This window comes from Bradyrhizobium sp. MI1.11, from assembly GCF_055811255.1.
Genome location: NZ_JBVVPM010000237.1, coordinates 1 through 272, shown reverse-complemented (window position 1 = coordinate 272; position 272 = coordinate 1). Strand labels below are relative to the sequence as shown.

Here is a 272-nt window from a genome sequence, read left to right as displayed (position 1 = left end):
GGTGGACCGGTCGGCGATCGTGCAGGGCCTGCTCCAGCGCATCGAGCACGAAGCTGGCGTGCGCCGTGCGCGAGGCCCGCCAGCCCACGATCCTGCGGGCATAGGCGTCGATGACGAAGGCGACGTAGACGAATCCGCTCCAGGTCGCGACATAGGTGAAGTCGGAGAGCCAAAGGACGTTCGGCCTTGGCGCCCTGAACTGGCGGTTGACGTGATCCAGCGGGCATGGCGCGGCCTTGTCGCTGATCGTGGTCTTAACCGGTTTGCCGCGG

1 protein-coding gene is annotated in these 272 nt (G+C 66.9%); it reads right to left on the bottom strand.

Going from position 1 to position 272, the window contains the following annotated elements:
• Nucleotides 1-272: DDE-type integrase/transposase/recombinase (locus AC0L30_RS43225; protein WP_473406816.1), on the bottom strand; the 272-nt coding region annotated here is incomplete at both ends.